Below are 1,204 nucleotides of genomic sequence, written 5' to 3' on the forward strand. Positions count from 1 at the left end.
CATAAAAATATAAGGCGATACCGCATAACACCGTCAAGCAGTCTTTGTGCGGTATTGCCTTGTATTATAAGAAATCAAAGGAGCAACAATATGAAGCTACATTTAAAAATAACAAGTACGATTTTATGCCTGTCGCTGTTATTCTTGTCATCTTGTGCAGAGACACCTGAAAGTGTTAAGAAAGGATTAAAAAATGAAAACACTGCGACTCAGGGATATGCTCTCACTTCGCTGGATGAAATGAGTAAAAAGAAATCGGAGTATATAGATGAACTTAAAAAGCTTGAATGTGACAATATGAATTTCAGTGATATCCTTGATATAGATATTCCGCAGAAGATAAAAACAGGAGATTTTATATGTCCTACAGGTTTTGAGGATAATTACAAGGAAATATTCACACATTATGATGAAGATTTCGATGAAGCAAATATTACGAATGACGATACTACTTACCCAACAGGTTCGAGCTATGAGGATAAAGAAAAGGGTCTGCAATTGTCGATCGGATGTACCGGTTTTTTTTCGTATCAAAAGGTTTTTGATGTGCAAAAATATTACAATGAATCCGAATTCGTCAAGACTTTTCCATACTCCGAAGCTGTGGAAAGCTCAGAAAAATATAGCTTGTTGGCAGTGAAGGAGAGCTATCTGTGCCTGAGGCTGTAAAGTTAGCACAGGATTTTGCTGATGATTTTACAAATTTCTGCAATTATTCCAATGATCTGTCAGTATCTAGAATAAGCTTGTATGAATGTTCGGACGGCTATTTTTATCTGGCAAATTATACTCAGTCCGTATCTGACGTAAATATTTTGGAATATGCAGGCTATGATAGCATTGACGAAAATATGATCGTGTCCTGCGCTTTCGCATATATCTGCGGAAACGAGGTCAATAATTTTGTCACGAACTCCTACTTTGAAGAATATAAAATCGACGGTGAATTGACGAGTACATCCGATCCTGTTTCTGCCGCTAAATGTTTAAGTGATACTTTAGCAACAAATATGAAGTTGAACGTCAAGCGTATAGCTATTGAATACTGTATGATTAAAAAAGGTAATATTGAGAACAGCACAGGAGATGAAGAAAAAGACCGTGAAAAAGCTCCCTGGGCAACTTACTGCTCGTATGACATATATGAAGCTGTTCCATGCTGGGTGTTTTACTTTGACGAAACTCCGAACAAGGAAATTTATGC

2 protein-coding genes are annotated in these 1,204 nt (G+C 36.7%); both read left to right on the plus strand.

Going from position 1 to position 1,204, the window contains the following annotated elements:
- The first annotated feature begins 240 nt into the window (after nucleotides 1–240).
- Nucleotides 241–669, plus strand: a complete 429-nt coding sequence (locus DW793_RS14280; protein WP_147342235.1) for a hypothetical protein — start codon at nucleotides 241–243, stop codon at nucleotides 667–669.
- Nucleotides 654–1,204: hypothetical protein (locus DW793_RS14285; protein ID WP_147342236.1), on the plus strand; the 551-nt coding region annotated here is incomplete at its 3' end. The genes DW793_RS14280 and DW793_RS14285, both read left to right, overlap by 16 nt.

Source organism: Ruminococcus sp. AM31-15AC (assembly GCF_003462045.1).
GTDB classification, from domain to species: Bacteria; Bacillota; Clostridia; order Oscillospirales; family Ruminococcaceae; genus Hominimerdicola; species Hominimerdicola aceti.

What these genes read in the sequence shown, in the direction of transcription:
- DW793_RS14280 (WP_147342235.1), top strand. Translation starts at nt 241, where the DNA reads ATGAGTAAAAAGAAATCGGAGTATATAGATGAACTTAAAAAGCTTGAA.